General features: G+C 61.8%; 2 protein-coding genes. Both read right to left on the bottom strand.

Annotated features, from left to right (window positions below):
* Nucleotides 1-2,127, bottom strand: a 2,127-nt coding sequence (locus tag DD606_RS23945; protein ID WP_139158349.1) for a molybdopterin oxidoreductase family protein, incomplete at its 3' end; no start/stop codon positions are given.
* Nucleotides 2,124-4,013: nitrite reductase large subunit NirB (nirB, locus tag DD606_RS23940; RefSeq protein ID WP_129259311.1), on the bottom strand; the 1,890-nt coding region annotated here is incomplete at its 5' end. The genes DD606_RS23945 and nirB, both read right to left, overlap by 4 nt.

Here is a 4,013-nt window from a genome sequence, read left to right as displayed (position 1 = left end):
CTGTAACTGCCAGCCCCGACCGCTGGCGTACGCCCTGACCCACGACAGCAACGGCTGCTCCCCCGCCACCGTCAGACGTGAGGCTTTACGCCACCAGCAGACCGACGGCGGCAGCGCTGGCAGCTCGCGGGCATACAGTTCACCCTGCCAGGCCGGTAGCCAGGGCATGATCCTCACCGCGGTTTGTTTACTCTCCGGCTGGCCGGAACCGGCATCAATCCGCCCTTCTACCAACGCATTGACCTTCCCCTGCCGTGCAAATTGCGCGTTCCAGTGCATCGGCGCAAACAGCTCGCCCGCACGCTGCGCGGTGGAGATACGTACTCTGGCAACCATCACTCCGCGCGGTGAGCTTACCCGCGCCAGCTGGCCGTCAGTCAGCCCAGCGCGCGCCGCATCGGTTGCGTTCATCTCAACAAAAGGCTCATCAATATGCTGCATCAGGCGCGGAACATACCCCGTGCGCGTCATGGTGTGCCACTGATCGCGGATCCGCCCGGTATTTAGTATCAAGGGGTACAATTCGTCGACGCCTGCCCCATGCGAGGAAGGATCAACCGGTACAAGATTTCTTTGCGGGAAATCACCGGCATGCCACTGATAAGGCGCCAGCGCGTCCCACGCCTCTCGCGACAGCGACGCCAGTTCGCGCAGGTTTAGCGCCCGTTCGCCGTTATTTTCAAACGCCGTCAGCGCCGCATGTTCACAAAATATCTCCTGAGGGTGTTCCCAGGCGAAGGCATCGCCATAACCGAGCTGGTCTGCCATCCGGGCGATTATCCACCAGTCCGGTCTGGCCTCGCCCGGCGCAGGCAGAAACGCGCGCTGGCGGGAGATACGGCGTTCAGAATTGGTCACCGTGCCGTTTTTCTCGCCCCAGCCCAGGGCGGGAAAACGGATATGGGCAAACCGGCTGGTGTCCGTCTCCTGCATCACCTCAGATACCATGACCAGCGGGCAGGCTGCCAGAGCCTGACACACCGCGTGGCTGTCGGGAAGCGACACGGCAGGGTTGGTGCCCATGATCCACACCGCCTTCACCTCGCCGCGCGCAATGGCGTCAAACAATTCCACCGCCATCAGGCCCGGGGTCTGCGCCAGCCGTTCCGTTCCCCAGAAACGCGCCACGCGCGAAAGATCGTCCGGCTCGAAGTTCATGTGCGCCGCCAGCTGATTCGCCAGCCCGCCCACTTCCCGCCCGCCCATGGCATTTGGCTGACCGGTCAGCGAAAACGGGCCGCAGCCAGGACGGTTGAACTTCCCGCTGGCAAGATGCACGTTAATGATGGCGTTACACTTGTCGCTGCCGGTGGAGGACTGGTTGATCCCCATGGTGTAGAGCGTGATCGCGCGTGGCGCGGTGATAAACCAGTCGTAGAAGGTGCCAATCTCGTCTGAAGGCAGATCGCAAAACGCCGCCACGCGAGGGATCGGCCACTCGCCCCGCCCCTGAATCAGATTGAGCAACCCCACAAACAGCCCGGCGTCGCTGCCGGGTCTGAGCGCGAGGTGGAGATCGGCTATATCGCAGGTGGCGGTTTTACGCGGATCGATCACGACCACTTTCATCTGCGGATTGTTGTGCTTTGCCTGCACCAGCCGCTGATACAGCACCGGATGCGTCCAGGCCGCGTTTGAGCCAACGAGTACCACCAGATCGCTGTTTTCCACGTCCTCGTAGCTGCACGGCACCACGTCTTCACCGAAGGCGCGTTTGTAGCCCACCACCGCCGATGACATGCACAGCCGCGAGTTGGTATCAATGTTCGCCGCCCCGATAAAGCCTTTCATCAGCTTGTTGGCGGCATAGTAATCCTCGGTCAACAGCTGGCCGGAGGCATAAAACGCCACCGCCTGCGGCCCCCATTCGTTGATGATGTTCCGTAGCCGCTCGCCCGCTTCGCCCAGCGCCTGCGGCCATGCCACCTCCCGGCCATCGACCACCGGGCGCAGCAGGCGTCCCTGCAACCCCGTGGTTTCCCCGAGGGCAGATCCTTTTACACACAGACGACCGAAATTCGCCGGATGAGTTTCATCCCCCCGAATGCTCACCTTTTCACCGTCTGCGCTGGCGACCACGCCGCAGCCCACCCCGCAGTAAGGGCACGTTGTCCGGGTTTCGGTCATGAGGCCTCCGCACGCATCACCAGCTCTTCATTTCCAACCCATACCTTGCCGTTTTCAATTTTTACCGGCCAGGCGCGCACCACGGGTTCGCCATTCTCCACCTGACAGCCGTCGCGCAGACGAATACGTTGCTTGTAGAGCGGCGAGATCACCACCGGTTCCCCCGCCGCATCGCCGAGGATGCCGCGTGAAAGCACGTTCGCGCGGCTACCCGGCTCCCGATCGTCGAGGGCATAAACGTTTTTGCCAAAGCGGAACAGCGCGATCGGTTTGCGCCCAAGATGCGCACCGATGCCCGCCTGCTCCGGGATCTCATCGATATTACAAATTTCCTGCCAGCGCTTGTTCTCCTCCGCGGCGGGGACATTCACCGCAGTGCGGAACAGCGCCAGGCGGTCAGGATCGTTAAGGGTGGTTTGCCATTCGCACTGGTAAGTTTCCACCACCCGAGCCATCTCCTGCTCCAGCTCGTGGGCGATCCCCAGGCTGTCGTTGAGGATCACCTCGCGCAGATAGTCGAGGCCGCCTTCCAGGTTATCCATCCAGGTACTGGTACGTTGCAGACGATCTGCCGTGCGAATGTAGAACATCAGGAAACGGTCAACGGTGCGGATCAGCGTTTCGTCGTCCAGATCGCTGGCGAAGAGGTCCGCGTGGCGCGGCTTCATCCCGCCGTTGCCGCACAGATAGAGGTTCCAGCCTTTGTCCGTGGCAATCACCCCCACGTCTTTGCTCTGCGCCTCTGCGCACTCACGGGTACAGCCGGAGACCGCCATTTTGATTTTGTGCGGCGCGCGCAGGCCCTTGTAGCGGTGCTCCAGCCTGACCGCGAGGCCGGTGGAATCCTGCACGCCGTAGCGGCACCAGGTCGACCCGACGCAGGATTTCACCGTGCGCAGAGATTTCCCGTAGGCATGTCCGGTCTCAAACCCGGCCTCCACCAGCGCCTGCCAGATTCCCGGCAACTGTTCGAGCGTGGCGCCAAACAGGTCAATACGCTGCCCGCCGGTAATTTTGCTGTAAAGGCTATAGCGTTTCGCGATCTGGCCGATGGCGATCAGCCCGTCGGCGGTCACTTCACCCGCAGGCATCCGCGGGACGATGGAGTACGTTCCGTCCTTCTGAATATTGGCGAAAAAGCGGTCGTTGGTGTCCTGCAACGGCAGATGCGCCGGTTTCAGCAGATACTCGTTCCAGCAGGAAGCCAATACCGATCCCACCAGCGGCTTACAGATCTCGCACCCGTGCCCCTGACCGTAGCGGCTGATAAGCTGGTCGAAGGTGCGGATATGGTTGACGCGCACCAGGTGGTAAATCTCCTGACGCGAGTACGGGAAGTGTTCGCAGATATCTTTCTTCACCTCCACGCCCTGCTCTGCAAGCTGGAACTCCATCACCTGCTTCACCAGCGCGCTACAGCCTCCGCAGCCGGTCGCCGCTTTGGTGCACTGCTTAATGGCGCCGATATCCGTCGCACCCGCGCTTACCGCCTGGCAGATATCCCCTTTGCTGACGTTATGACACGAACAGATCTGCGCGCTTTCCGGCAGCGCCGCCACGCCCAGCGCTTTCGGCGCGCTGCCTGACGATACGGGTAAGATCAGCGTTTCCGGTTCTTTTGGCAGGCTGATGCCGTTGAGCATCATCTGCACCAGCGTGGCGTATTCGCTGGCATCGCCCACCAGCACGCCACCCAGCAGGGTTTTGCTGTCGTGGCTGACCACAATCTTTTTGTAGATTTGCTGCGGCCCGTGCGTCCACTGGTAGCTCAGCGCGCCCGGCGTGCGCCCGTGAGCATCGCCAAACGACGCCACATCCACGCCCAGCAACTTGAGTTTGGTACTCATATCCGCGCCGGTGAAGCGCTTCGCCTCACCCGCCAGCAC

The organism is Enterobacter cloacae complex sp. GF14B (genome assembly GCF_004136805.1).
In the GTDB taxonomy this organism is placed as follows: domain Bacteria; phylum Pseudomonadota; class Gammaproteobacteria; order Enterobacterales; family Enterobacteriaceae; genus Enterobacter; species Enterobacter hormaechei_C.
This window is presented reverse-complemented; position numbering and strand designations above follow the sequence as displayed.